The following is a 22,742-nucleotide window of genomic DNA, read 5'->3' on the forward strand; positions in this document are numbered from 1 at the left end:
GGGCACAAGCTGCGCCAAAGCTACGCAGGGCACGGACCGGTCGCACGACGAAGCGCAGCGGAGACGACCGATTCCTGTGCAGATGACCGGATGAGAACCCCTGATCAACGGGCAGTTCGAGCGTCGAGCCTGAGAGAACGGTAACGATCGTGAGGGGCCATCGGCTACGTGGCCAGGCCCCGCAGGCCGGACCGCTCGGCGATGTCGACGAGCTGCTCGCGCCAGAGGACCCACGCTTCGGGGCTCTTGTCGGCCAGGTTGCCGTCCCCGTCGCCCGCCAGTCCGTCGAGCATCTCGCGGACGATGTCGGCGTGCCCCGCGTGCCGGGCCGTCTCGTACGCCATGTGCACCAGGATGCGGTGGAGTGTGACCTCGCGGTGCTCCTCCGGCCACCAGGGGACGGTGCCGCGGGCGTCGAGGTCGAGCGCTTCGATGGTCGCGTCGGCGTGCGCAGCACTGCGGTGGTGGAAGGCCACGACGTCGTCCAGGGTCTCGTCGAGCGTCGCGTACATGTCCTCGCCGTCCTCCGACTCGAGCCAGGCGGGCGCGTCGGGCAGCGGCCGACCGAAGACCTCGCCGAAGTACCCGGCCTGCACACCGGCGACGTGCTTCACCAGCCCGAGCACGTTCGTACCGGTCGGGGTCACCGGCCAGCGGGCCTGCCGTTCGGCCAGGCCGTCGAGCTTGCCGAGCAGCGCGGCGCGGTGCTTCTGCAGGTACCGGTGCAGCGTCCGCTTCACCGCAGCGGCCGAGGCCAGGGGATCGGTGTCCGACGACGCGCCCTCGTCCGAAAGGACCGAGTTCCCGCTGGACGCGAGACCGGTGGTCGTCGCGGGGTGGACCTCGGGGACGGCGTCGGTGCTGCTCATGCCCTCGATCGTGCCACCACGACGTCCTGCAGGCGTGCCGATTCCTGCACGGCCACACGCTCCGCGGTGAGCAGCAGTCCGGCCACCTCGGCTGAGGTGCGCGCGGGGGCGTCGTTCCAGCTCGTCAGGTCACGTACGCGGCCCATCCGGACGTCGGGTGCCGGACACCAGAGCACCGGCGCACCTTCGTCCACGGCGAGCGCGTGCCAGACCAGGTCGAGTGAGTGCTGGACCCGCGGTGAGTGCACGGCGTGCGGCCCGCCGGCGGCCGAGACGACCGCGCCGACCAGGCAGGCGGCGACGAGGGGCCGCCCCTGCACGTCCATCGCGGCGGCACTCGTGGCCTTCCGCACCCGGCCGTGCTCGTCGAGGTACGCGAACCAGGCGTGCTGGATCCAGCCGCGTTCGACGACGCCACGCGCGTCGGACAGCAGGTGCTCGAGCTCGCCGAGTTCCTGCAGCCGGGCTTCGACCCGTCGGACGCGTGCGGCGGCGCGGCGCTCGGCGAGGCGGTCGAGGAACCCGCGGAGGCCGGTTCGCTCGGATCGGGTGGGGGCGGGAGAGGCGTCGGTGGCGACGTCGTGCTGGACGCGGAACTCGAGGGTCATGAGGGCCCCTCCGATCGGCTGTGCACGGATGGTGCGGTCACGATAGCCCCGCGGGGTCTCAGCCGTCCAGCACCGCGTCGATGCTGCGCCGCGCGACGCTCCGGAAGGCGCGTTCGTCGGACGTCGCGAGCGCCGAGGCGAGCGCGATCGCCCACCCGCGCGCGCGTCCCCAGGTGACGTCCGGAGCGGCGACCAGCGTCCGGAACGCGTGGCGGGCCTCCCGATCGAGCGTCAGCCAGGCGGTGGCGAGGTCGACGGCGGGGTCCCCCGAGGTCACGTCGCCGAAGTCGACGACCGCCGACAGGCGTTCGTCGCCGTCCGGCGTGCGGTCCACGAGCAGGTTGAACGGGTGCAGGTCGCCGTGCACCCAGACGGGAGGCCCGGTGTGCGTCGGCAACGCCGCCGCGGTCCGCCAGACCGCTGCCAGCTCCACGGCCCGGGGCACGTCCTGCGTGGCGAGTCGCGTCAGGACGGCGTCGCTGCGCATCGCCAGCGGCACCGCACGGAACGGGTTCGCCGGAGCATCCGCCGGAGCCGGCACGTGCAGCAGTCGCACGAACTCCGCGAGGGCCTCGGCGGCCTGGACGCCGGCAGCACGTTCACCGACGGGTGCTCCCGGGAGCCACGGGACGACGCTCCACGACCAGGGGTACCCGAGCGCCGGACGGCCCACGCGCACCGGAGCCGGCACCGGGACCACCGGTGCGACGCGGGCGGCGATCTCCGGAAGCCACCGCTGCTCGTGCTCGACCAGGCGTGCCGCGAGCTCCCGACGCGGCAAGCGCACGGCGTACTCGTCGCCGAGCCGCACGATGACGTTGTCCCAGCCGTTCGCGACGACCACGAGCGGCAGGTCCGCCAGGTCGGGGTGCTGGTCTCGCAGCAGGGCCCGGACGAGCGGGACGTCGACGTCGACCTCTGCCGGTGGTGTGGGCACCGGCTCAGGCTAGTGGGCCGGTGGACACATGCCCGCGAACGGGGGCGGGTGCGGGAACCGACCGCTGGGTATCCTCGTGGAGCGGTGACGTGGGTGTTTCCCTGGGGGGACCCGCGTCATTCCGGCGCGATGATGGCGACGAGTCGCGGGACCTCTGGCCGGAGGCGTTCGGTGACGAGCGCGGCGAGCAGCACCGTCCAGAGCTCCCGCAGGCGTTCGTACAGGTCGGTGCGGTCGGCGAGCACGTCCGACACCGTCTGCACGCCCGTGTACGCGGGGATGACGACGCGTCCGACGAGCTCCGGGTCCCACCGCGGGTCGACCTCGCCGGCGTCGATCGCCTGGCGCACGGTCTGTGCGATGAGCGCCATCCAGTCGGTGTACGGGTCCTGACGGGGGACGTCGTGCGTCGCGACCTCGGTCGACAGACGGATGCCGGCGCTCACGACGACCTCGGTGACCATCTGGGTCGCCAGTCCCTGCGACATCCACATGAGTGCTTCGAGCGGCGTCCGGCTCCGGGCGACCGCGGCTTCGCCGTAGCGCCGCGAGACCTCGTGCTGCTGCGCGATCACGGCACCGGCGAGGTCGGCCTTCGACGCGAAGTGGAAGTACAGCGCGCCCTTGGTCAGGCCGATCCGTTCCGCGACCCCGTCCATCGACGCGCCGAGGTACCCGCGCTCGTCGAACTCGGCGGCCGCGGCCCCGATGATCGCCGCGCGGGTCTCGAGCGCCCGCTGCTGCCGGGTGCGTCCGTCCTGGGCCATCACCTGCCGATCGTAGTCCGCTCCGAGGCTGCGCACGGCCCGCGTCCGGGCGGGTGCCCTACGGTTGGCCGCCATGGACGGATGGCGGAACCCCGCGCGGTGGGCGCGGACCGGTCGGTGGCTGCTGCTGCCGATCGCGGTGCTGGACTGGGTGGCCCTCGCGCCGCAGACCATCGTCGTGCTCGCGTTCCTCATCGCCGTCGTCGGCCTCGCCGGGATGGCAGCCGCGCTCATCGTGCACATGCTCGGGCGCTCCCGCGGTGCGATGGCGCTGCTCGGTGTCGTGCTGCTGCTCGGCGGGCTCGTGGTGTTCGGCCTCGACCCGTTCCCCAGCTCGTTCCCGCTGATCGACGCGTGGTGGCCCGAGTCGATCACGCAACCGCAGGTGGTCGGCAGTGCCTACTGGCAGCTCGCCGGCCTCGGCATCGAGCTCGCGGGCTTCGGACTGCTGGCCACGTTGCTGGTCGTCGCGCTCACCGGTGCACCCCGCTCACGGCAGGACCGCTTCCGCTCCTGACCGCGGCGCAGCGGCGCGTCGTTCAGCGGCGGCGCAGCGGCACGTCGTTCAGCGGCGGCGCAGCAGCACGACGGTGACGTCCCGGCGGCTGTCCGCCGGCACGAGCGCGCGGATACGCTCGACCGCCGCGGTACCGGTCGGCTCGGACCGCACCAGGTCGGCCAGGTCGTCAAGGTGCCGGATGCCCTCGAGCGCCAGGACGCCCTCGGTGCACAGCACCAGCCGGTCGCCCGCCGCCAGGTCCAGCGTCGCGGGGGACCGCGGCACGGACTCCGGCTGCAGGCCGAGCGGCAGGTCGAGCGAGTGCAGCGCCCGGCTGGTGCCGTCGGCGCGGACGAGCACCGCGAGGCCGTGCCCGGCGTCCCCGAAGTCGACGTGCCCCGACGTCGGGTCGAGCCGCAGGTGGAAGAGCGAGCCGACGGCGTCCGCAGCGGACAGGTCGACGGTGATCTGGGCCTCCAGGCCGCCGATCGCGTCCTGCATGGCGGTCTCGGTGCGTGCCACCACGGCACCGCGCACTGCCGAGGCGAGGAGACCCGACGCTCGTCCCGCTGCCGACACGCCGCCCACGGTGACGTGCAGCACACCGTCGTTGGCGAGCCGCCAGTCGGCGACGTCCCCGCCGCCCGGCTCACGCCGGATCGCGAGGGTGTCCAGGTCGTACCCGGGGACGTCGACCGGTTCGGACACCAGGCCCTCGAGCACACGGTTGACCCGACTGCGGTCGATCGCGTGCCCGAGCTCCCGTTCGGCCCAGCGGGCGAGGTCACGCAGCAGCTCGAGGTCCTCGACCGACAGCTCGCGCGGGGTCGCGTCCATGATGCAGAGCGTGCCGACCCTGGTGCCGTCCTGCATCGTCAGTGGCGCCCCCGCGTAGAAGCGGATCCCGTGCTCCACCACCGCCGCGGTGTGCGCGAACCGGGCGTCGAGCGAGGTGTCGGGGATCACCATCGGCTCCGGACTGAGCACCGTCGTCGCGCAGAACTGCTCGCTCGCGGGCACGCTCGAGCCCTGGTGCCAGCCGAACGTCGACTGCGACGTGACGACGTCACTGTGGACGAGGTTGAGGAAGGTCAGCGGCACGCCGAACGCCTCGTGGGTCATGCGGGTGATGCGGTCGAAACGCTCCTCGGGGCCTGCCCCCAAGACCTCGAGCGCCTCGATCACCGCGGTGCGTCGGTCCGCACCGTCGAGATGGTTGGTCACACGCCCTGTCTACCCGCTCAGTCCGTCAGGAACCAGTCCCGCGGGTGGGGGTCGGCGCTGAGCGTGCGCCGCTCGGACACCGGGGCCGCCCACGACGCCGCGTTCGACAGCACCCGCTGGATGTCCGGGTGGTGGTAGACGGGGTACTCCTGGTCGCCGGGGGAGAAGTAGAAGACCTTCCCCAGACCGCGACGGTAGGCGACCCCGGACCGGAAGACCTCGCCGCCGGCGAAGGTCGACAGGAACACCTCTTCGTCGGGGCGCGGGATGTCGAAGTACTCGCCGTACATCTCCTGGCGCTCGATCACGATCGGGTGCGGGACCCCGGCGGCGATCGGGTGCTCGGGGGCGACCGTCCAGACGAGCTCGCGCTCACCGTCGTTGCGCCACTTCAGCGAGCAGGTGGTGCCCATCAGGCGCTTGAACGGCTTCGAGTAGTGCCCGGAGTGCAGCACCACCAAGCCCATGCCGGCGTGCACCGCGTCGACGACCAGGTCGACCACGGCGTCGCTGACCTCGTCGTGGGCGGCGTGCCCCCACCAGAACAGGACGTCGGTCGCGGCCAGGCGCTCGGCGGTGATGCCGTGGTCGGGCTCCTGCAGCGTGGCGGTGCTCACGGTGGCGTCGGGGTGGTGCTCGCGGAGCGATGCCGCGATCACGGTGTGCATGCCGTCGGGGTAGTGCCCGATGACCGTCGCGTCACCGCGGGTCTCGTGCACGTTCTCGTTCCAGACGACGATGTTCAGGGGACGGTTCTCGGTCGGCACTGACATGGCTCCAACGCTAGCCTCCCCGGGCGTCGAATCGATACGACCAGCGGAGTGTCGGGGGTTTCCCGGGACGCGTCCGCGACGATGTGGACATGACTCCCCGCTCCCTGTTCCGTGCCGCCGCGGTCGCCGAACTCGTGACCTGGACCATGCTCATCGCCGGGATGGTGCTCAAGTACGGCCTGGACGCCGGCGACTGGGGCGTCCGGATCGGCGGCGGGGTGCACGGCTTCGTGTTCCTGGCCTACCTCGTCGTGACGACCGTCGTCGCGGTCAACCAGCGCTGGACCCCCGGGGCACTCGTGCTCGGTTGGGCGAGTGCCGTCGTGCCGTACGCCACGGTGACGTTCGAGGTCGCGGTCGCCCGACGCGGCATGCTCGAGGGCCCGTGGCGCCGCTCACCCGACGCGCGCTCGGGTTTCTGGGACCGTCTGCTGTTCTTCGTGGTGCGTCGCCCCGCGGTCGCGGTCGTCATCGGGGTCGTGGCGGTCGCCCTGGTCTTCGTGGTGCTGCTGGCGGCGGGCCCGCCCGTCCCGCGCTCCTGAGTCTCGTTCTGGCTCTGGCGTGGGACGCCGCGCGGTCGTGCCGTCGCGAGGTTCCACGACATGCCGCTCAGGTTCGCCGAGGTTCCGGAGACGGCCCGATCGCGGCGCGAGATGCCGAGATTTCGGAACCTCACGGGACGCGACAGGGCGGGGACTGGGCGGAGCGGGCAGGCGCACGCACGCGGACGACGGACGGGAGGCCCGGTACCAGCTGGCACCGGGCCTCCCGTCCGTCAGGCGCGCGCGTCTAGAGCGCGGCGAGCGTCGCGTTCAACGTGGCGGACGGGCGCATGACCGCGCTCGTCTTGGCGTCGTCCGGGCGGTAGTAGCCGCCGATGTCGGCCGGGTGGCCCTGCACACCGTTCAGCTCGTCGACGATCTGCTGCTCCTGCGCGTCGAGCTTCCCCGCGATCTCGGCGAACGACGCGGCGAGCTCGGTGTCCGTCGTCTGCGCCGCGAGCTCTTCCGCCCAGTACTTGGCGAGGTAGAAGTGGCTGCCGCGGTTGTCGATCGAGCCGAGCTTGCGGCCCGGGGACTTGTCCTGCTCGAGGAAGGTCCCGGTGGCACGGTCGAGCGTCTCACCGAGGATCTTCGCCCGCTCGTTGCCCGTCACACCGGCGAGGTGCTCGAGGCTGACCGCCAGGGCCAGGAACTCGCCGAGGCTGTCCCAGCGCAGGTAGTTCTGCTGCACGAGCTGCTGGACGTGCTTCGGCGCGGAGCCGCCGGCACCGGTCTCGAACAGGCCACCGCCACCGAGCAGCGGGACGACGGAGAGCATCTTCGCCGAGGTGCCGAGCTCCATGATCGGGAACAGGTCGGTCAGGTAGTCGCGCAGGACGTTGCCCGTGACGGAGATGGTGTCCTCGCCGCGGCGGATGCGCTCGAGCGAGAAGCGCATGGCGTCCTCGGGCGAGAGGATCTCGATCTGCAGGCCCTCGGTGTCGAGCTCGCCCAGGTACTGGCGGACCAGACCGATCAGGTTCGCGTCGTGCGCGCGGGTCTCGTCGAGCCAGAACACGGCCGGGGTCTCCGAGGCGCGGGCGCGGGTGACGGCGAGCTTGACCCAGTCGCGGATGGCGACGTCCTTGGTCTGGCAGGCGCGCCAGATGTCACCGGGCTCGACGTCGTGCTCGATGACGACGTCGCCGGCGGCGTTCGTCACGCGGACGACGCCCGCACCGGGGACCTCGAAGGTCTTGTCGTGCGAGCCGTACTCCTCGGCCTTCAGCGCCATGAGCCCGACGTTGGGCACGGAGCCCATCGTCGCCGGGTCGAAGGCACCGTTGACGCGGCAGTCGTCGATCACGGTCTGGTAGATGCCGGCGTAGCTCGAGTCCGGGATCACGGCGAGGGTGTCGTGCTCGTCGCCGTCCGGGCCCCACATGTGGCCGGAGGTGCGGATCATCGCGGGCATCGAGGCGTCCACGATGACGTCGCTCGGGACGTGCAGGTTCGTGATGCCCTTGTCCGAGTCGACCATCGCGAGCTCGGGGCCCGCGGCGATGCCGTCGGTGAAGGCCTGCTTGATCTCCGCGCCGTTCGGCAGGGCGTCGAGCCCCGCGAGGATCGAGCCGAGACCGTCGTTCGGGGTGAGCCCGGCGGTGGCCAGGTCGGCGCCGAACCGCTCGAACACCGTCGGGAAGAACGCCTTGATGACGTGGCCGAAGATGATCGGGTCGGAGACCTTCATCATCGTCGCCTTGAGGTGCACGGAGAACAGGATGTCCTCGGCCGCGGCGCGCTGGATCTGGTCCTGCAGGAAGGCCTCGAGCGCTGCGACGTGCAGCACGGTGCCGTCGACGACCTCGCCCTGCACGACGGGGATCGACTGCTTGAGGACCTGGGTCTCGCCGCCCTCGGCGACGAACGTGATCGTCAGGACGTCGTCGGCGGGGGCGATCCAGGACTTCTCGTTCGAGCGGAAGTCGTCGACGCCCATCGTGACAACGTTCGTCTTCGAGTCGCTGCTCCACGCACCCATGCGGTGCGGGTGCTTCCGGGCGTAGTTCTTGACGGACAGGGGAGCGCGGCGGTCGGAGTTGCCCTCGCGCAGCACGGGGTTGACGGCGCTGCCCTGGACGCGGCCGTAGCGGGCACGGGCGTCGCGCTGCTCGTCCGTCGTGGGCTCGTCCGGGTAGTCGGGGAGGTCGTAGCCCTGCGACTGCAGTTCCTTGATCGCGACCTTGAGCTGCGGGATCGACGCCGAGATGTTCGGCAGCTTGATGATGTTCGCCTCGGGGGTCTTCGCGAGCTCGCCGAGCTCGGCCAGGGCGTCGTCCACGCGCTGCTCGTCGGTGAGCCGCTCCGGGAACTGGGCGATGATCCGGCCGGCGAGCGAGATGTCGCGGGTCTCGACGTCGACACCAGCGGTGCCGGCGAAGGCCTGGATGACCGGGAGGAAGGAGTGGGTGGCGAGGAACGGTGCCTCGTCCGTGAGGGTGTAGATGATCTTGGCCATGCTGGCGGGTACTCCCTTGTTCGACCGTCGGTACGTCCACGCTACTCGTGGTGCGGGATGTCTCGACATCAAGATACATGGTCCGGCCTGCGTCCGGCAGGTACTCGGCAGACGTCCTGGAGGCGCACTGTCGACTCATAGGAATGCTCGGTGGACTGGTCTTCCGCAGTTCCAGAGCCGCAGGAGGGCGATCATGGCGACGACACGTGCGACACCGGAGGACTTCGGGTGGACCGCGGAGGACCTCCGCTCGGCCTACGCCTCGGACGGCAGCGGCCCGTACCGGTACGCCCCGGACGGCTCCGGGCCGTTCTCGTACGACGTGGACGGATCCGGTCCGTGGCTCGTCGGGCCGGAACCGCGCCGCGGACTGGCACGGTTCGCCCCACGCGACCGCGGTGGACGCTCCCGACTCCGCCGCATCGGCACAGCGGTGAGCGCCGGGGCGCTGGCGCTCGTGCTCGCCGTCGGCAGCGTCGCGGTCGTCGCCCACACCGCCCCTCCACACCCCTCGGTCCAGGCGGGTGTTCTCCACAGCGGTGAGCCCGACGGGACCTGATCGCGCGGACGGTGCCACGCTGGACCGGTGACCGAACTCCTCGTCGTGGGCGTCATCGCCCTGATCGCCATCGCCGGTGCCGCCGTGCTCGGGCCCCGCATCGGGGTCGCGGCACCGTTGGTGCTCGTCGTCGTCGGGATCATCGCGAGCCTGCTGCCGTTCATCCCGCACGCGAAGATCGAGCCGGAGTGGATCCTCGCCGGGGTGCTGCCGCCGCTGTTGTACTCGTCGGCGGTGTCGATGCCGTCGATGAACTTCCGGCGCGAGTTCGGCGCCATCAGCGGCCTGTCGGTGCTGCTCGTCATCGCGTCGAGCCTGGTGCTCGGCCTGTTCTTCGCCTGGGTGGTGCCGGACCTCGGGTTCTGGTGGGGGATCGCCCTCGGTGCGATCGTCAGTCCCACCGACGCCGTCGCCACCTCGATCGTCAAGCAGACCTCGGTGTCGCGCCGGGCGATCTCGATCCTCGACGGCGAATCGCTGCTCAACGACGCCACCGCGCTGGTGCTCCTGCGCACGGCCATCTTCACCGCGGGCGCCTCGTTCTCGTTCTGGGGTGCGCTCGGCGACTTCGCCAAGGCCGTCGCCATCGCCGTGGTCATCGGCTGGTTCGTCGGCTGGTTGAACGTGTTCGTCCGCGCCCGGGTGCCGAACGCCGCGGTGAACACGGCACTGTCCTTCGCGGTGCCGTTCGTCGCTGCCCTGCCGACCGAGCACTTCGGCGGGTCCGGGCTCGTGGCCGCGGTCGTCGCGGGGCTGTTCACCGGGATCGTCGGGCCGCGCAAGCTCCCGCCGGGGCACCGACTGTCGGACGCGCAGAACTGGCAGACCATCGAGCTGGTGCTCGAGGGCGCGGTGTTCCTGACGATGGGGCTCGAACTCGCGAAGATCCTCGGCGACGTGCAGCGGGAGCACGCGGGCATCGGTCCGGCGCTGCTCATCGCCGTCGGGGCCCTCGTGCTCACCGTGCTGGTCCGTGCGGCGTACGTCGTCCCGCTGCTGTTCGCGCTGTCGGCGGCGGCCAAGCGCGGCGAGCGGATGCAAGAACGCTTCGCCGAGATGCACGCCGGCGACCGCGACGCGATGAGCGACGTGATCCGCGAGCACCGGCCGGGCAACCGAGCGCCCTCGGAGCGGGAACTCGACCGGTTCACGACACGCGTCCGCCGCACCCTGGCGGACATCGCGTACTACACGAAGGCACCGCTGGGCTGGCGCGAGGGCACCGCCGTGGTCTGGGCCGGCATGCGCGGGGCGGTGACGGTCGCCGCTGCGCAGACCCTGCCCGAGGGGACGCCGCAGCGATCGCTCCTGGTGTTCATCGCGTTCGCGGTGGCCCTGTTGTCGCTCGTGGTCCAGGGCGGCACGATCGGCCCGCTGCTCCGACGGATCGCCGCCCCCGCACCCGACACGTCGGCGCGGGACACCGAGGAGCGCAAGCGGCTGCTCGAGCTCATGCGGACGGCGGCCGAGGACGTCCCCGGGACCCGCGAGGCCGGCCCTCGAGCACGCGAAGAACTCGAAGCAGCGGACCCGGCCGAGCTCCGGGCGTGGATGGGACGCGAGAAGGCCCGACGACTCGCGGTGCTCGAGGCGCAGCGTGCGGCGATCCTCGACGCCCGCGACGACGGTTCCTTCGACGCCGAGGTACTCGAGTCGATGCTGCAGAACCTCGACGCCGAACAGATCGCCCTCGAGCTCCGTGGGGCACCTGCCCGCTGACGGCAGTCCCGCCGGTCAGGTGCCGATCGACACGCGGAACACCCGGACGCCGGCGGCCCGGAGTGCTGCGAGCCCGAGCCGCATGCGCATGCTGCGGAACGGCCGCTCGAACCCCGACGGCGCGGATGCGGCATCGATCTGGTGGAGCACCTCGGACGTCAGGGTGCGCTCGACCTTGGGCGCGAGTCGTGTCAGTCCCGAGACCGTCACCACGATCCGGACCGCGTGCGGCACGAGCAGCGGATCGATGAGCTCAGCGGCCGCCTGCGCACGGTGGAACGCGGGGTCGTCACCGGGGCGCCGGATCGCGATGACCGCGAGTTCGGCATCCCAGGTCTCCTCCGGGTCCGGCAGGTCGTCGACCCCGATGACCCGCATGCGGGCGGCGTCGATACCCGCGCGCACCGCGGCGGCGCGGAGCACGGGTAGGAGTTCCTGGGTACCGGCGAGCACGACGTCGGCGGTGCCGAGGTCGACCTGCGCGGGCCGCTCTCGCGGCGATCGGGCCATGGTGCGGGTCCTTCCGTCGCTTTCCCACGACGGTACTGATGTCTGACGGTCGGGGGACGTCGGGGCCCGCGGTGATCAGGTGCCTCCCAGCCCTGCGGTAACGAAAAGATCACGGTGGGGCCTGTACAAAGCGACAGAGTCGTGCAGAATGGTGGGCGGCCATGACGACTGCACCCGAACTCGACCAGCACCCGGAGACCCCGGTGGTGCACCTGTCCCGTCGCGCTGCCCTCGAGGCCGAGCGCGCCGCAGCCCGGAAGCCCCAGCGCCGAGCGGAGAAGCCCGCCAAGGCAGTGGAGGTCGCGAAGCCGGCCAAGGTCGCGAAGCCCGTCGGCCGCCGCGCCACCGCAGCCCGCGCGACGACCGAGCACGTCGACTCCCGCATCACGCGCGTGGTCCGCCGCCCCGCTGCCACCGTGACGAGCGTCGCGAAGGCCCCACGGGCCTCCCGGTCCGGTCGTGCCGGACGGATCACCCTGACCAGCGCGGCTGCAGCGATCGCGATGTTCGCCGCCTCGGCGATGCCCGCCCACGCCAGCGCCGGCACCTCGATGGCGACCTCGACCATCGCGCCGATCGTGCGCACCCAGGACTACGCGGTCACCCAAGCGGTCACCGCGACCGGGCTCGACCGCGACGGGTTCACCGTCGGCGGCGGCACGACGCGCCGGATCGTCACCACCGGCGGCACGGCCGACACGAGTGGCATCGCAGGCGAAGCCGTCTCGTACGGCGGCGCGGTCCGCTCCCCGTTCCCCGGGCCGGTGCAGATGAGCTCGGGCTTCGGCTACCGCTCGGCACCGTGCGGCGCGTGCTCCTCGCTGCACCAGGGCCTCGACTTCACGCCCGGCATGGGCACGGCCATCGGTGCCGTCGCCGCGGGAACCGTCCGGATCTCGGGCACGTACTTCTCGTACGGCAACGCCGTGATCATCGACCACGAGATCGACGGCCGCCAGGTGTCGACGCTCTACGGGCACATGATCCCGGGGTCGTCGCCGCTCAAGGTCGGCGACCAGGTCGAGGCCGGCGAGTTCATCGGGCTCGTGGGGTCCTCCGGCGTCTCGACCGGTGCGCACCTGCACCTCGAGGTCCTGATGGACGGCGTGACCCCGATCGACCCCGAGGCGTGGCTCGAAGCCCGCATCGGCCGCTCGCTCACGACGTAGCCCCCCGACACCACCCACTCCGCACGCACCCCGGACGCTCAGCAGACATCGAGCGCTGGTGGGGTGACGTCCCAGCTGCCCTGTGCAGACTCACAGGCATGGACGATCACCACAGACCGCCCGCCCGTCGTCGATCCGAGGAAGCTGCCCGCTGATGGGCGCCGACACCTGGATCGCCTTCGGGCTCGTCATCCTCTTCGTACTCGTCGGCGGGGTCTTCGCCGCCGCCGAGATCGCACTCGTCTCGCTCCGTGAGTCGCAGCTGCAGCAGCTCGAACGCCGGGGTTCCCGTGGCTTGCGGGTCGCCGAACTCGGGCGTGACCCGAACCGGTTCCTCGCCGCCGTGCAGATCGGTGTGACCGTCGCCGGGTTCTTCTCCGCCGCGTACGGCGCCTCGTCGATCGCGCCCGACGTCGCACCCCTGTTCACCGGGCTCGGACTCGGCCAGGGAGCCGCCGAGACGGTCGCCCTCGTGCTGATGACCCTCGTCATCGCCTACCTGTCGCTCGTGTTCGGTGAACTCGTGCCGAAGCGACTCGCCCTGCAGCGGGCCGAGGGCTTCTCGATGCTCGTCGCGCCGACCCTCGACCGCTTCGCGACCCTGATGCGCCCGGTGATCTGGGTGCTGTCGGCCTCGACGAACCTGGTCGTCCGCGCACTCGGTGGCGACCCGAACGCCCGCAGCGAGTCGATGAGCACCGAGGAGCTCCGCGGCCTCGTCGACGAGCACACCGGCGTCGACGAGCAGGGCCGCCGGATCGCCCGGAGTGCGCTGGACGCCGGTGACCGGATCCTGCGCGAGTCGATGCGCCCCTGGTACGACGTGTCCACGATCGACGCCGCACTGACCATCGCCGAGGCCACCGACCACGCGATCGAGGTCGGGCACACCCGGTACCTCGTGACCTCCGGCGGACGCGACGAGGTCGACGGCTTCGTGCACCTCCGCGACCTGCTCCGGCCGAGCGACCCGTCCGCACCGGTGTCGACCCTGGTGCGCCCGGTGCTCGCACTGCCGGAGACGAAGTCGCTGTCGAGCGCGATCGCGGACATGCGGACCGACGGGCACCAGATCGCCCTGGTGGTGGACGAGTACGGCGGCAGCGCGGGCATGGTCACGCTCGAGGCGCTGCTCGAGGACCTCGTCGGCCGTATCCGCGACGAGTACGACGAACCCACGGCCGAGCACGACGGTGTGGACGGGTCCACGGTGCTCGAGGACCTCGTCGCCGACGGCGGTCCGGCGCTGCCCGATGGCGACTACGAGACCGTCGGCGGCCTCGTCCAGGTCCACCTGGACCGCGTGCCGGAGGTCGGCGACGTCGTCGCCGCCGGCGGACACCGCCTCGAGGTGACCGCCATGGACGGTCACCGCGTGGCGCGCGTCCGGATCACGGCCGACGTCACGCTCTGAACTCCGCGCAGCTGACCTGGAGGCCCGTGGCGGCACCGCCACGGGCCTCCCGTCCGCCCGGCGGGTACCGCCAGTGCCTGCCGGACGGACAGCGCCGCCACGTACGCTCTCCCCATGGGTATCGACGTGCGCAACGAGATCCGCGACTTCCTGTCCTCCCGGCGAGCGCGGCTCACCCCCGAGCAGGTCGGCATGCCGTCGTTCGGCGGCGGGGTCCGACGCGTCCCCGGGCTGCGGCGGCACGAGGTCGCGATGCTCGCCGGCGTGAGCGTCGACTACTACACACGGCTCGAGCGCGGATCGCTCAAGGGGGTCTCGGACAGTGTGCTCGAGGGCCTCGCGAGCGCCCTGCAGCTCGACGAGGACGAGCGCGTCCACCTGTGGGACCTCACCCGACTGGCGAACTCCGGCGTCAAGACGATGCACCGGACCGTCCCCACGCGGGTCCGCCCCGGCGTCCAGCGCCTGCTCGACGCCATCACCGGCGCGCCTGCCTGGGTGCGGAACGAACGCGGTGACGTCGTCGCGACGAACGAGCTCGGTCGCGCGCTGTACTCGCCGATGTTCGCCGGCCCGGGGCGCCCCGTGAACACCGCGCGCTTCACGTTCCTCGACCCCGCTGCCCGTGACTTCTTCCCGGACTGGGCGCAGACCGCGAAGGACGCCGTCGCCGTGCTCCGGGCAGCCGCGGTGTCGAACCCGTGCGAGCCCGGACTCATCACCCTGGTCGGGGAGCTCTCCACGCGCAGCGAGGAGTTCCGCGGCTGGTGGGCCGCGCACGACGTCCGGCTGCAGCGCGCCGGCGGGAAGCGCATCGACCACCCGATCGTCGGCGAGCTGCGCCTGGCGTACGAGGCGCTCGACCTGGTCGCCGACCCCGGCCTGACCCTGTTCACGTACTCGGCCGAGCCGGGCAGCGAGTCCGAGCGGTCACTGGCCCTGCTCGGCACCTGGGCCGCGACGGAACGGGCCGAGCAGTACGCGGCCCTGCGCGCGGCGGAGTCCGAGTCCGAGTCGGTCGACTGAACCGCTGGTCGGGCCGGTACACGGTTCGTAGGCTAGGGACGTGACGAGGACGACGGACGGATCAGCGGGGGACGCCGACTACGCCCGCATCGGCCAGGACTACCGGCAGTACCGGCGCCCCGAACCGACGTTCGCCCGGGCGATCACGAAGGCCCTCGGCGACGCCCGCACGGTCCTCAACGTGGGTGCCGGTGCCGGGTCCTACGAGCCGACCGATCGCGACGTCACGGCCGTCGAACCCTCGGCGTCGATGCGCGCCCAACGACCGGACACCCTGTCGACGGCGATCGACGCCACCGCCGAGGACCTGCCCTTCGACGACGACACGTTCGACGCCGCGATGACGACGTTCTCGGTGCACCAGTGGGGCGACCTCGAGCGTGGGCTGGCCGAGATGCGCCGGGTGACCCGGGGTCCGATCGTGATCCTGACGTGCGACCCGGCCCGCGTCGAGGACTTCTGGCTCGCCGAGTACGCACCAGAGGTGATGGCGACCGAGGCCCGGCGCTACCCCGCGCTCGACCGCATCGCCGCCGCACTGGGCGACGACACCGTCACGAACACCCCGCTGCCGATCCCGTTCACGTGCGTCGACGGCTTCTCCGAGGCGTACTACGCCCGGCCGGAGCGCCTGCTCGACCCCGGCGCCCGGAAGGCGAACTCGGCGTGGAGCTTCGTCGACGAGCTCACCGCACGGCGATCGGTGGCCGCCCTCCGTACCGCGCTCGACTCCGGCGAGTGGGACCGGCGGCACGGGGCGCTGCGGATCCGGCCGACCTACGAGGGCGCCCTCGTCCTGGTGACGGCCGTCCCCACCGCTTGACACGTCGACGTAGGCTGGGCGCGTGAGCTTCCAGGAGGTGGTCGGCGCCCGTAGCGCCGGCATCAGGGCGTGAGGCCCCCGGTCGTGCCCGCAGGCACGGCCGCCCTCGTCGAACCCTGACCTCCTTCCGCCCGGTGCGGTGTGCGTCCGCACGCCCCGGGCCCGCTCGAAAGCGATGCACCATGCTCCCCATCACGGAGAAGACCCTCCGCACGTCCTTCGTCAACGCCTCCCGCAAGGAGACGACCGACATCACGCTGCCCGCCGACTTCGAGACGATCGACTGGGACGCGCTCGACTTCCTGGGCTGGCGCGACCCGAAGATCGGTCGGCGTGCGTACGCCGTCGTGCCGACGCTCGAGGGAACGCTCGTCGGCATCGTGTTCCGGCAGGCCGAGGCCTCATCGCGCTCGCGCGCCCAGTGCTCGTGGTGCCAGGACGTCAAGCTGCCGAACGACGTCGTGTTCTACAGCGCGAAGCGGTCCGGCAAGGCGGGGCGGAACGGCGACACCGTCGGCACGCTCGTCTGCCAGGACTTCCAGTGCTCGCGGAACGTCCGGAAGCTGCCGCCGCCCGCCTACGAGGGACACGACGTCGAGGCCGCGCGCCTGCGGCGCATCGAGGACCTGCAGCTGCGGGCCGCGTCCTTCGCCACGGAGGTCTGAGCCGCCGAGGTCTGAGCCGCCGGCGTCCCGCGTCCGCGACGCGACGGACGGCGGACGGGAGGCGCGGGGCGGGGCCGCCACGGGCCTCCCGTCCGGCAGACGCGACCGTTTCAGGGCCGCAGGTCGCGTTGCGGGGGAAACCGCCCGGTAACGCGGGTGAAACGGTCGTTCCGTAGCCTCGGCACATGGACCTCGGCGACCTCGACGATGCGACCGCCCCCGACGCTGCCGCGGTGATCCGGAGCTGGGCGGACGTGCCCGCATGGGTCGACGCCCTGGTGGCCGCGCGCCCGTTCGGCACGGTGCCGGCGCTGCTCGACCGGGCGCGTGCCGAGTCGGCGTCGTGGGGTGCGCCGGAACTCGACCACGCCCTCGCGCAGCACCCGCGGATCGGTGAACGGACGACCGATGCCTCGTCGGCCCGCGAACAGTCGTCGATGCGCACCGCCGGCGACGAGGTGGCCGGCCGGATCGCCGACGGCAACGCCGCGTACGAGCAGCGGTTCGGGCGGGTGTTCCTGGTGCGGGCCGCCGGTCGGACCCCCGAGGAGCTGCTGGCCGAGCTCGACCGGCGCCTCGCGGGCGACCCGGCGGTCGAGACGCGTGAGGCCGCCGCTGCCCTGGCCGACATCGCCCTGCACCGCATCCGGGCGACCTTCGCCGTGCCGCACCTGACCACGCACGTGCTCGACGCCACCACCGGCACCCCGGCGGTCGGCGTCGGCCTGACCCTCAGCACCGTCGACGGTGACGTCGTCGCGACCGGCTCGACCGATGCCGACGGCCGCGCGGCACTCGGCCCGGACGTGCTCGCGCGCACCGACCACGTGCTGCGCTTCGAGACCGGGGCGTACTTCGCCGCCGCCGGGACCCCGACCTTCCACCCGTTCGTGACCGTGGCGTTCCGCGTCACGGGCACCGAGCACCTGCACGTCCCGCTGCTGCTGAGCCCCTTCGCCTACAGCACCTACCGAGGGAGTTGACCGCACCGCCCCCCTGGAGCGCACGAGTACGGCGGGGCAACCGGCCTACCGTCGCCTAGGCCGAGGGCTCCTCGTGCGGCAGTGCGATCGGCGCCGTCGACCGCACCCCGTCGTACGAACCGACCGCCGGGTCCTCGCCGTACCGCTCGGCCACGGAGCGCGAGCCGAGCAGCAGGTTGAGCAGGATCGCCGCGACGGCGCCGGCCGAGATCCCCGAGTCGAACACCAGGGTGAACCAGGTCGGGAACTGCCCGTAGATCTCCGGGGCGACGGTCGGCAGCAGCGCGATGCCGAGCGGCAGCGCCACGACGAGCACGTTCCGGTTGTCGAACCGCACCTTCGACAGCGTCCTGATGCCCGAAGCCGCCACCATGCCGAACAGCGCGACACCGGCACCGCCGAGCACCGCGTGCGGGATCGCCTCGACCACCGCGGCCACCTTCGGTACCAGGCCGAGCACCACGAGGATGCCGCCGGCCGCCGTCGCCACGTACCGGGAGCGCACCCCGGTCAGCGCGACGAGCCCGACGTTCTGCGCGAACGCCGTGTACGGGAACGTGTTGAACACCCCGCCGAGGACGGTGCCGAGTCCGTCCGCGCGGAGACCGTCGGCGAGCGTGCGCTTCGACACGGGACGCCCGGTGACCTCGCCGACCGCGATCACGTCGCCGGTCGTCTCGGTCATGATCACGAGCCCGACGACGAGCATCGACACGATCGAGGCGAGGTCGAACGTCGGCAGCCCGAAGTGGAACGGCGTGACGAAGGCGAACCAGCCCGCGTCGCCGATGCCCGAGCCGTCGACCATGCCGGGGACGAACAGCGCCACGACGGTGCCGAGCAGCAGCCCGAACAGCACCGACACCCGGGCGAGGCCGCGCGGCGCGAACCGTTCGACCAGGACGATCGCGAGCAGCACCCCGGCGGCGAACGCGACGTCGAGCGGGTCCGCAGCACCGTCCTTCCCGCCGTCGGTGACCCAGCCGGCAGCGACGCTCATGAGCGACAGACCGATGATGAGGATGACCGTGCCGGTGACGATCGGTGGGAACAAGCGGACGAGCTGCGCGAACCACGGTGCGACGACCACCATGAAGACGCCGCAGGCGATCGTCGCCCCGTAGACGGCGGAGATGCCGTGCTCGGTGCCGATCGCGATCATCGGGCCGACCGCGGCGAACGTGACGCCCTGCACGAGCGGCAGCCGGACCCCGAACCGCCAGAAGCCGACGGACTGCACGATCGTGGCGAGGCCCGCGACGAACAGGTCGGCGCTGATGAGGAACGCCAGGTCGGCGCTGTCGAAGCCGAGCGCACCGCCGACGATGAGCGGGACGGCGATCGCACCCGCGTACATCGCGAGCACGTGCTGCAGTCCGAGCGGCAGGAGCCTCGCGAGCGGTGGGACGGAGTCGACGCCGTCCTCGGTCGGTGTCGCGCGCGGTGTCTTCGTGGTCGTCATGGCGTCCCCTTCGAGCGGTGGTCTCCCTGTGCTCCGGACGCTATGCAGCCCGTGTTTCCCCGGGATGACGGGCGTGGGTCGCGTCGGTCACCGGGCTCCGGCCCGAAACGCACGCCGAGACGAGACGGGAGGCCCGTGGCGGATCCGCCACGGGCCTCCCGGCCGTCATCCGGTTGCGTCAGCGACCGATGGTCGACATGTCGGGGTAGCGGTCGCCGGTCGGGACCGGGAGCGCCGACAGGCGCGTGACCTGGTCCGCGGTGAGGGTCAGGTCGGCGGCACCGACGTTCTCCTCGAGGCGCGACACGCGCTTCGTGCCCGGGATCGGCACGATGTCGTCGCCCTGGGCGAGCAGCCAGGCGAGGGAGACCTGTGCCGGGGTCGCGTCGGCCTCGGCGGCGATCTCCTTGACGGCGTCGACGATGCGCATGTTCTGCGCGAACGCCTCCTCCTGGAACCGGGGGTTCGCCAGGCGGAAGTCGTCGGAGTCCAGGTCGGACGGCTTCGTGATCGCACCGGTCAGGAACCCGCGGCCGAGCGGCGAGTACGGCACCAGACCGATGCCGAGCTCGCGAAGGGTGTCGAGCACCGCACCCTCGGGGTCGCGCGTCCACAGCGAGTACTCGCTCTGCAGGGCCGTGATCGGGTGCACGGCGTGGGCCTTCCGGATGGTCTCCGGACCGGCCTCGGACAGGCCGATGTGCCGGATCTTGCCCTCCTGCACGAAACCGGCGAGCTGTCCGACGACGTCCTCGATCGGGACGGCCGGGTCGACGCGGTGCTGGTAGTACAGGTCGATGTGGTCCGTGCCGAGGCGCCGCAGGGACCCCTCGAGGGCCTCGCGCACGGACTCGGGTGCGGAGCTGATGCCGCGGCCGGTGGCGGGCGTCTCCTCACCGGCGGTGTGGGTGATGAGGCCGAACTTCGTCGCGATCACGACGTCGTCGCGGCGGTCGGCGAGGGCCCGGCGGAGCAGGTCCTCGTTCGTGTAGGGGCCGTACGCCTCGGCCGTGTCGAACAGGGTGACGCCGAGGTCGATCGCGCGGTGGATCGTGCGGATGGACTCCGCGTCGTCGGTGCCGGCGCCCGTGTAGAAGGCGCTCATGCCCATGGTGCCGAGGCCGATCGGTCCGACCTCGAGGTCTGCGAGCTTGCGTGTCTGCATGCTGCAGGTCTACTCCGGCCCCGCCGGTTGGAGGGAGGCACTGACCGTGCCGGTCAGACTCGGGCCCGGTTTGGTGCGGATCCTCCAAGGTCTTCCGCAGGAGTCCCTCGGCCCTGGTGTGATCGGGGCGTGAACCTGTACTTCCGGCTGTTCCTGTTGCGCCTGCGTGTCCGGCTCCGCCCGACGATCAGTGGACGGCGGCCGTCGCTGTGGGACGAGGCACGCACACCGTTCCGCGTGACCCTGACCGACCTCGATCCGCTGCGGCACGTCAACAACGGGAAGTACCTGTCGATGCTCGACCTCGGGCGGCTCGACCTCATGATGCGGTCGGGGTTCTGGGGCGCGATCGCGGAGCGCGGGTGGTACCCGGTCGTGTCGGCGCAGACCATCACGTACAAGCGGTCCTTGACGCTCGGGCAGCGGTTCGAGCTCGTGACGCGAGTGCTCGGCGTCGACGACCGGGCCGTGTACCTGGAGCAGACCTTCGTCCGTCGCGGAGCCGTCGTCGCCCGTGCCGTCGTGCAGGCGCGGTTCCTGCGACGCTCCGGCGGGACCGTCCCGATGACGGACCTGCTCGACGCCGTGGGCGGCGCACCAGCTGACCGCGAACTGCCCGATTGGGTGCACGGGTGGGCGGGCGCCGTCCGGATCAGCAGCACCGCCTGACGGTCACGGAACGGCGACAGATCCCGGCTCCGCTGGATGGCGTCGCACCGCCGGCGCTACGCTGCGAGCACGGGGTGGACGCCCCGGGACGGAAGGGGAACGTCATGGTCGTCGTGTGGATCGTCATCGGAGTGGTCGTGGCCATCGCCGCGCTGCTCACCGTGCTCGAGGTGCAGAACCGCCGTCGTGCGAAGCGCCTCGCCCACCTCGAACCCGTCGACCCGACCCTCGGCGCCCGCACCTTCGCCGACGCCGAGGGTCAACGAGCGATGACCCAGGGACTGGCGACGGCCGCCCACCCCGGCACCACCGGCGTCTCCGGCGGGCTCGCCGGGTCGTGACGCACCGCCCGACCAGGCGGATCCTGCTCGCCGGGGGCGTCGGACTCGGACTCGCCGGGGTGCTGGCAGCGTGCACCCGGCCGAGCCCCGCGCCGTCGGGCTCGCCGCGCCCGACCGCCAGCAGCTCGCCCGAGCCGACGAGCACGCCCACGCCCGGCGGCCCCGACTCGTGGGACGCCCTCGTCGCCGCGGTCTCCGGCACGGTTCTCCGGTCCGGGTCGAACGGGTGGGACGGCGCCCGCGTGCTCGAGAACCCGCGGTACGACGACGCCGACCCGCAGGGCATCCTGCGCGCCGCCGGAGCTCCGGACGTGCAGGCCGGGCTCGCCTTCGCGCGGAACACCCGCACCCCCGTCGCACTGCGCGCGGGTGGGCACTCGTACACGGGCTGGTCGGCCGGCGGCGCCCCCGGGACCGACGTCCCGCGGTCGCTCGTGATCAGCACGCAGGACCTCGACGACATCGAACTGCACGACGACGACACCGTCACGATCGGCCCGGGTGCGCAACTCGGGGACGTCTACGCCGCGCTCGCGAAGGCCGGACGGGCAATCGGCGCCGGCTCCTGTCCGACCGTCGGCATCGGTGGGCTCACCCTCGGCGGTGGGGTCGGCGTGCTCGTCCGCTCGTTCGGGCTGACCTGCGACCAGCTCACCGGCGTCACGCTCGTCACCCCGGACGGCACAGTGCACGAGGTCTCGACGTCCAGCGAACCGGACCTGTTCTGGGCCTGCCGCGGTGGGGGCGGTGGAACCGTCGGCGTCGTGACCGCACTGACGTACCGGACGCAGGCCGCGCCTCCCGTCCTGCTCTTCACCATCACGTTCGCGTGGTCGGCCGCCGCTGCCGTGGTGCGCGCCTGGCAGGACTGGGCGCCCACCGCCGACCCGAAGCTGTGGTCCACGCTCAAGCTGCTGAACGGCAGCCGGCACACCGCCCCGACGGTCACCGTGACCGGCGTGTGGACCGGATCGAAGACCGGTGCCGACACCTCCGTCGACGGTTTCATCGCCGCCACCGGTGCGAAGCCCCTCGCCCACACCGGGCAGGTGCTCACCTACGGCGCCGCGATGTCCGCGCTGGCGGGGAAGCCGCAGCGGGTGTCCGAGGCAGCGACCTCGTCGATCGGATCGGCGAAGCTCACCGACGCGCAGATCGACGTGCTCGTCGCCCAGGCGGCCGCGGCGGGCGACGTCGACGGCAACCTGGAGGGCGGGGTCGCGCTCGATGCCCTCGGCGGGGTCGTGGCGGACGTCGGCCGGACCGACTCGGCGTTCCCGTGGCGGTCCGCGCTCATGACCGTGCAGTACACGGCGGTCTTCGCCGACGGCGCGGACCCGGCCCCCTTCGACGCGTACGTGCGGGGGTTCCGGAAGGCCATGCGGCCGGCGTGGGGCGACGCGGCGTACGCGAACTACTGCGACGCGGCCATCACGGACCCGTCGGCGTACTTCGGGGACAACACCTCGCGCCTGCACCGCATCGCCGAGCAGGCCGATCCGACGGGCGTGCTCGACCAGCCGAACTGGGTCTGACGCCGCACGAGTCTCGGCCCGACGT

23 protein-coding genes and 1 pseudogene are annotated in these 22,742 nt (G+C 72.1%); 14 read left to right on the plus strand and 10 right to left on the minus strand.

Translation table 11 applies throughout. From position 1 onward, the window contains the following. Positions 1-164: 164 nt before the first annotated feature. From DEJ14_RS18100 to DEJ14_RS18115, 4 genes are all read right to left on the minus strand, one after another. On the minus strand, positions 165-869 hold the full coding sequence (locus tag DEJ14_RS18100) for a DinB family protein (RefSeq protein ID WP_111083582.1): 705 nt from the start codon (positions 867-869) through the stop codon (positions 165-167). Next, on the minus strand, positions 866-1,477 hold the full coding sequence (locus DEJ14_RS18105; protein ID WP_111083583.1) for a DUF6197 family protein: 612 nt from the start codon (positions 1,475-1,477) through the stop codon (positions 866-868). The genes DEJ14_RS18100 and DEJ14_RS18105 overlap by 4 nt, the downstream gene beginning before the upstream one ends. A 58-nt stretch (positions 1,478-1,535) precedes the next feature. After that, positions 1,536-2,414: an aminoglycoside phosphotransferase family protein gene (locus tag DEJ14_RS18110; protein WP_111083584.1), complete on the minus strand. Its 879-nt coding sequence runs from the start codon at positions 2,412-2,414 to the stop codon at positions 1,536-1,538. A gap of 116 nt (positions 2,415-2,530) precedes the next feature. After that, on the minus strand, positions 2,531-3,181 hold the full coding sequence (locus tag DEJ14_RS18115; RefSeq protein WP_165932299.1) for a ScbR family autoregulator-binding transcription factor: 651 nt from the start codon (positions 3,179-3,181) through the stop codon (positions 2,531-2,533). A 73-nt stretch (positions 3,182-3,254) separates the two neighbouring features. Between DEJ14_RS18115 and DEJ14_RS18120 the strand changes: the two genes are divergently transcribed. Then, positions 3,255-3,698, plus strand: coding sequence for a hypothetical protein (locus DEJ14_RS18120; RefSeq protein ID WP_166673222.1), 444 nt, complete (start codon positions 3,255-3,257; stop codon positions 3,696-3,698). A gap of 48 nt (positions 3,699-3,746) precedes the next feature. Here DEJ14_RS18120 and DEJ14_RS18125 read toward each other — a convergent pair whose 3' ends face one another. Together DEJ14_RS18125 and DEJ14_RS18130 are read right to left on the minus strand one after the other, a co-directional pair. Next, positions 3,747-4,904, minus strand: a complete 1,158-nt coding sequence (locus tag DEJ14_RS18125; protein WP_111083587.1) for a PP2C family protein-serine/threonine phosphatase — start codon at positions 4,902-4,904, stop codon at positions 3,747-3,749. 17 nt (positions 4,905-4,921) lie between these two features. After that, on the minus strand, positions 4,922-5,677 hold the full coding sequence (locus DEJ14_RS18130; RefSeq protein ID WP_258373135.1) for a ThuA domain-containing protein: 756 nt from the start codon (positions 5,675-5,677) through the stop codon (positions 4,922-4,924). 89 nt (positions 5,678-5,766) lie between these two features. Here DEJ14_RS18130 and DEJ14_RS18135 point away from each other — a divergent pair, with 89 nt between their 5' ends. Beyond that, positions 5,767-6,219, plus strand: a complete 453-nt coding sequence (locus tag DEJ14_RS18135) for a DUF3817 domain-containing protein (RefSeq protein ID WP_111083588.1) — start codon at positions 5,767-5,769, stop codon at positions 6,217-6,219. A 247-nt stretch (positions 6,220-6,466) separates the two neighbouring features. Here the strand turns inward: DEJ14_RS18135 and DEJ14_RS18140 are convergent, their stop codons facing one another. After that, positions 6,467-8,677, minus strand: coding sequence for an NADP-dependent isocitrate dehydrogenase (locus tag DEJ14_RS18140; protein ID WP_111083589.1), 2,211 nt, complete (start codon positions 8,675-8,677; stop codon positions 6,467-6,469). A 193-nt stretch (positions 8,678-8,870) separates the two neighbouring features. On the opposite strand from DEJ14_RS18140, the gene DEJ14_RS18145 reads away from it, so the two are divergent. After that, a complete protein-coding gene (locus tag DEJ14_RS18145; protein ID WP_111083590.1) occupies positions 8,871-9,236 on the plus strand; it encodes a hypothetical protein in 366 nt (121 codons plus the stop codon). A 27-nt stretch (positions 9,237-9,263) separates the two neighbouring features. Next, positions 9,264-10,955 carry a cation:proton antiporter gene (locus DEJ14_RS18150; protein ID WP_111083591.1) on the plus strand — a complete coding sequence of 564 codons (1,692 nt, stop codon included), beginning with the start codon at positions 9,264-9,266 and terminating at the stop codon, positions 10,953-10,955. 15 nt (positions 10,956-10,970) lie between these two features. Here DEJ14_RS18150 and DEJ14_RS18155 read toward each other — a convergent pair whose 3' ends face one another. Next, positions 10,971-11,465: a hypothetical protein gene (locus tag DEJ14_RS18155; RefSeq protein WP_111083592.1), complete on the minus strand. Its 495-nt coding sequence runs from the start codon at positions 11,463-11,465 to the stop codon at positions 10,971-10,973. 161 nt (positions 11,466-11,626) lie between these two features. Between DEJ14_RS18155 and DEJ14_RS18160 the strand changes: the two genes are divergently transcribed. The 7 genes and pseudogenes from DEJ14_RS18160 (at position 11,627) to uraH (ending at position 17,545) form a co-directional block, all read left to right on the plus strand. After that, on the plus strand, positions 11,627-12,634 hold the full coding sequence (locus DEJ14_RS18160; protein ID WP_111083593.1) for a M23 family metallopeptidase: 1,008 nt from the start codon (positions 11,627-11,629) through the stop codon (positions 12,632-12,634). Positions 12,635-12,788: 154 nt separating this feature from the next. After that, positions 12,789-14,048 carry a hemolysin family protein gene (locus DEJ14_RS18165; RefSeq protein WP_111083594.1) on the plus strand — a complete coding sequence of 420 codons (1,260 nt, stop codon included), beginning with the start codon at positions 12,789-12,791 and terminating at the stop codon, positions 14,046-14,048. Between the two features lie 114 nt (positions 14,049-14,162). Further along, on the plus strand, positions 14,163-15,074 hold the full coding sequence (locus DEJ14_RS18170) for a helix-turn-helix transcriptional regulator (protein WP_111083595.1): 912 nt from the start codon (positions 14,163-14,165) through the stop codon (positions 15,072-15,074). A gap of 40 nt (positions 15,075-15,114) precedes the next feature. Then, on the plus strand, positions 15,115-15,897 hold the full coding sequence (locus DEJ14_RS18175) for a class I SAM-dependent methyltransferase (protein ID WP_111083596.1): 783 nt from the start codon (positions 15,115-15,117) through the stop codon (positions 15,895-15,897). A gap of 182 nt (positions 15,898-16,079) precedes the next feature. Continuing rightward, positions 16,080-16,562, plus strand: a complete 483-nt coding sequence (locus DEJ14_RS18180) for an FBP domain-containing protein (protein WP_111083597.1) — start codon at positions 16,080-16,082, stop codon at positions 16,560-16,562. 185 nt (positions 16,563-16,747) lie between these two features. Then, positions 16,748-17,206, plus strand: a pseudogene (gene uraD / locus DEJ14_RS18185) (2-oxo-4-hydroxy-4-carboxy-5-ureidoimidazoline decarboxylase); the annotation flags it as partial. 18 nt (positions 17,207-17,224) lie between these two features. After that, complete coding sequence (gene uraH, locus DEJ14_RS18190; protein ID WP_181437383.1) at positions 17,225-17,545, plus strand: hydroxyisourate hydrolase; 321 nt, start codon at positions 17,225-17,227, stop codon at positions 17,543-17,545. Positions 17,546-17,600: 55 nt separating this feature from the next. Here uraH and DEJ14_RS18195 read toward each other — a convergent pair whose 3' ends face one another. Continuing rightward, the gene (locus DEJ14_RS18195) at positions 17,601-19,007 is read right to left on the minus strand and encodes a nucleobase:cation symporter-2 family protein (RefSeq protein WP_258373136.1); all 1,407 of its coding nucleotides are present in this window, start codon (positions 19,005-19,007) and stop codon (positions 17,601-17,603) included. A 178-nt stretch (positions 19,008-19,185) separates the two neighbouring features. Further along, a complete protein-coding gene (locus tag DEJ14_RS18200; RefSeq protein WP_111083599.1) occupies positions 19,186-20,172 on the minus strand; it encodes an aldo/keto reductase in 987 nt (328 codons plus the stop codon). A gap of 129 nt (positions 20,173-20,301) precedes the next feature. On the opposite strand from DEJ14_RS18200, the gene DEJ14_RS18205 reads away from it, so the two are divergent. From DEJ14_RS18205 to DEJ14_RS18215, 3 genes are all read left to right on the plus strand, one after another. After that, a complete protein-coding gene (locus DEJ14_RS18205) occupies positions 20,302-20,841 on the plus strand; it encodes an acyl-CoA thioesterase (RefSeq protein WP_111083600.1) in 540 nt (179 codons plus the stop codon). Positions 20,842-20,945: 104 nt separating this feature from the next. Further along, on the plus strand, positions 20,946-21,182 hold the full coding sequence (locus tag DEJ14_RS18210) for a hypothetical protein (RefSeq protein WP_146249651.1): 237 nt from the start codon (positions 20,946-20,948) through the stop codon (positions 21,180-21,182). Then, positions 21,179-22,717: an FAD-binding oxidoreductase gene (locus tag DEJ14_RS18215; protein ID WP_146249652.1), complete on the plus strand. Its 1,539-nt coding sequence runs from the start codon at positions 21,179-21,181 to the stop codon at positions 22,715-22,717. Before DEJ14_RS18210 ends, DEJ14_RS18215 begins: the two co-directional genes overlap by 4 nt. Positions 22,718-22,742 lie beyond the last annotated feature (25 nt).

Origin of the sequence: Curtobacterium sp. MCJR17_020 (assembly GCF_003234365.2) — a bacterium.
Lineage (GTDB): Bacteria > Actinomycetota > Actinomycetes > Actinomycetales > Microbacteriaceae > Curtobacterium.

What these genes read in the sequence shown, in the direction of transcription:
- DEJ14_RS18100 (WP_111083582.1), bottom strand. Translation starts at nt 869, where the DNA reads ATGAGCAGCACCGACGCCGTCCCCGAGGTCCACCCCGCGACGACCACC.
- DEJ14_RS18200 (WP_111083599.1), bottom strand. Translation starts at nt 20,172, where the DNA reads ATGCAGACACGCAAGCTCGCAGACCTCGAGGTCGGACCGATCGGCCTC.
- DEJ14_RS18195 (WP_258373136.1), bottom strand. Translation starts at nt 19,007, where the DNA reads ATGACGACCACGAAGACACCGCGCGCGACACCGACCGAGGACGGCGTC.
- DEJ14_RS18170 (WP_111083595.1), top strand. Translation starts at nt 14,163, where the DNA reads ATGGGTATCGACGTGCGCAACGAGATCCGCGACTTCCTGTCCTCCCGG.
- DEJ14_RS18140 (WP_111083589.1), bottom strand. Translation starts at nt 8,677, where the DNA reads ATGGCCAAGATCATCTACACCCTCACGGACGAGGCACCGTTCCTCGCC.
- DEJ14_RS18105 (WP_111083583.1), bottom strand. Translation starts at nt 1,477, where the DNA reads ATGACCCTCGAGTTCCGCGTCCAGCACGACGTCGCCACCGACGCCTCT.
- DEJ14_RS18115 (WP_165932299.1), bottom strand. Translation starts at nt 3,181, where the DNA reads ATGGCCCAGGACGGACGCACCCGGCAGCAGCGGGCGCTCGAGACCCGC.
- DEJ14_RS18145 (WP_111083590.1), top strand. Translation starts at nt 8,871, where the DNA reads ATGGCGACGACACGTGCGACACCGGAGGACTTCGGGTGGACCGCGGAG.
- DEJ14_RS18120 (WP_166673222.1), top strand. Translation starts at nt 3,255, where the DNA reads ATGGACGGATGGCGGAACCCCGCGCGGTGGGCGCGGACCGGTCGGTGG.
- DEJ14_RS18130 (WP_258373135.1), bottom strand. Translation starts at nt 5,677, where the DNA reads ATGTCAGTGCCGACCGAGAACCGTCCCCTGAACATCGTCGTCTGGAAC.
- DEJ14_RS18160 (WP_111083593.1), top strand. Translation starts at nt 11,627, where the DNA reads ATGACGACTGCACCCGAACTCGACCAGCACCCGGAGACCCCGGTGGTG.
- DEJ14_RS18135 (WP_111083588.1), top strand. Translation starts at nt 5,767, where the DNA reads ATGACTCCCCGCTCCCTGTTCCGTGCCGCCGCGGTCGCCGAACTCGTG.
- DEJ14_RS18210 (WP_146249651.1), top strand. Translation starts at nt 20,946, where the DNA reads ATGGTCGTCGTGTGGATCGTCATCGGAGTGGTCGTGGCCATCGCCGCG.
- DEJ14_RS18155 (WP_111083592.1), bottom strand. Translation starts at nt 11,465, where the DNA reads ATGGCCCGATCGCCGCGAGAGCGGCCCGCGCAGGTCGACCTCGGCACC.
- DEJ14_RS18165 (WP_111083594.1), top strand. Translation starts at nt 12,789, where the DNA reads ATGGGCGCCGACACCTGGATCGCCTTCGGGCTCGTCATCCTCTTCGTA.
- DEJ14_RS18180 (WP_111083597.1), top strand. Translation starts at nt 16,080, where the DNA reads ATGCTCCCCATCACGGAGAAGACCCTCCGCACGTCCTTCGTCAACGCC.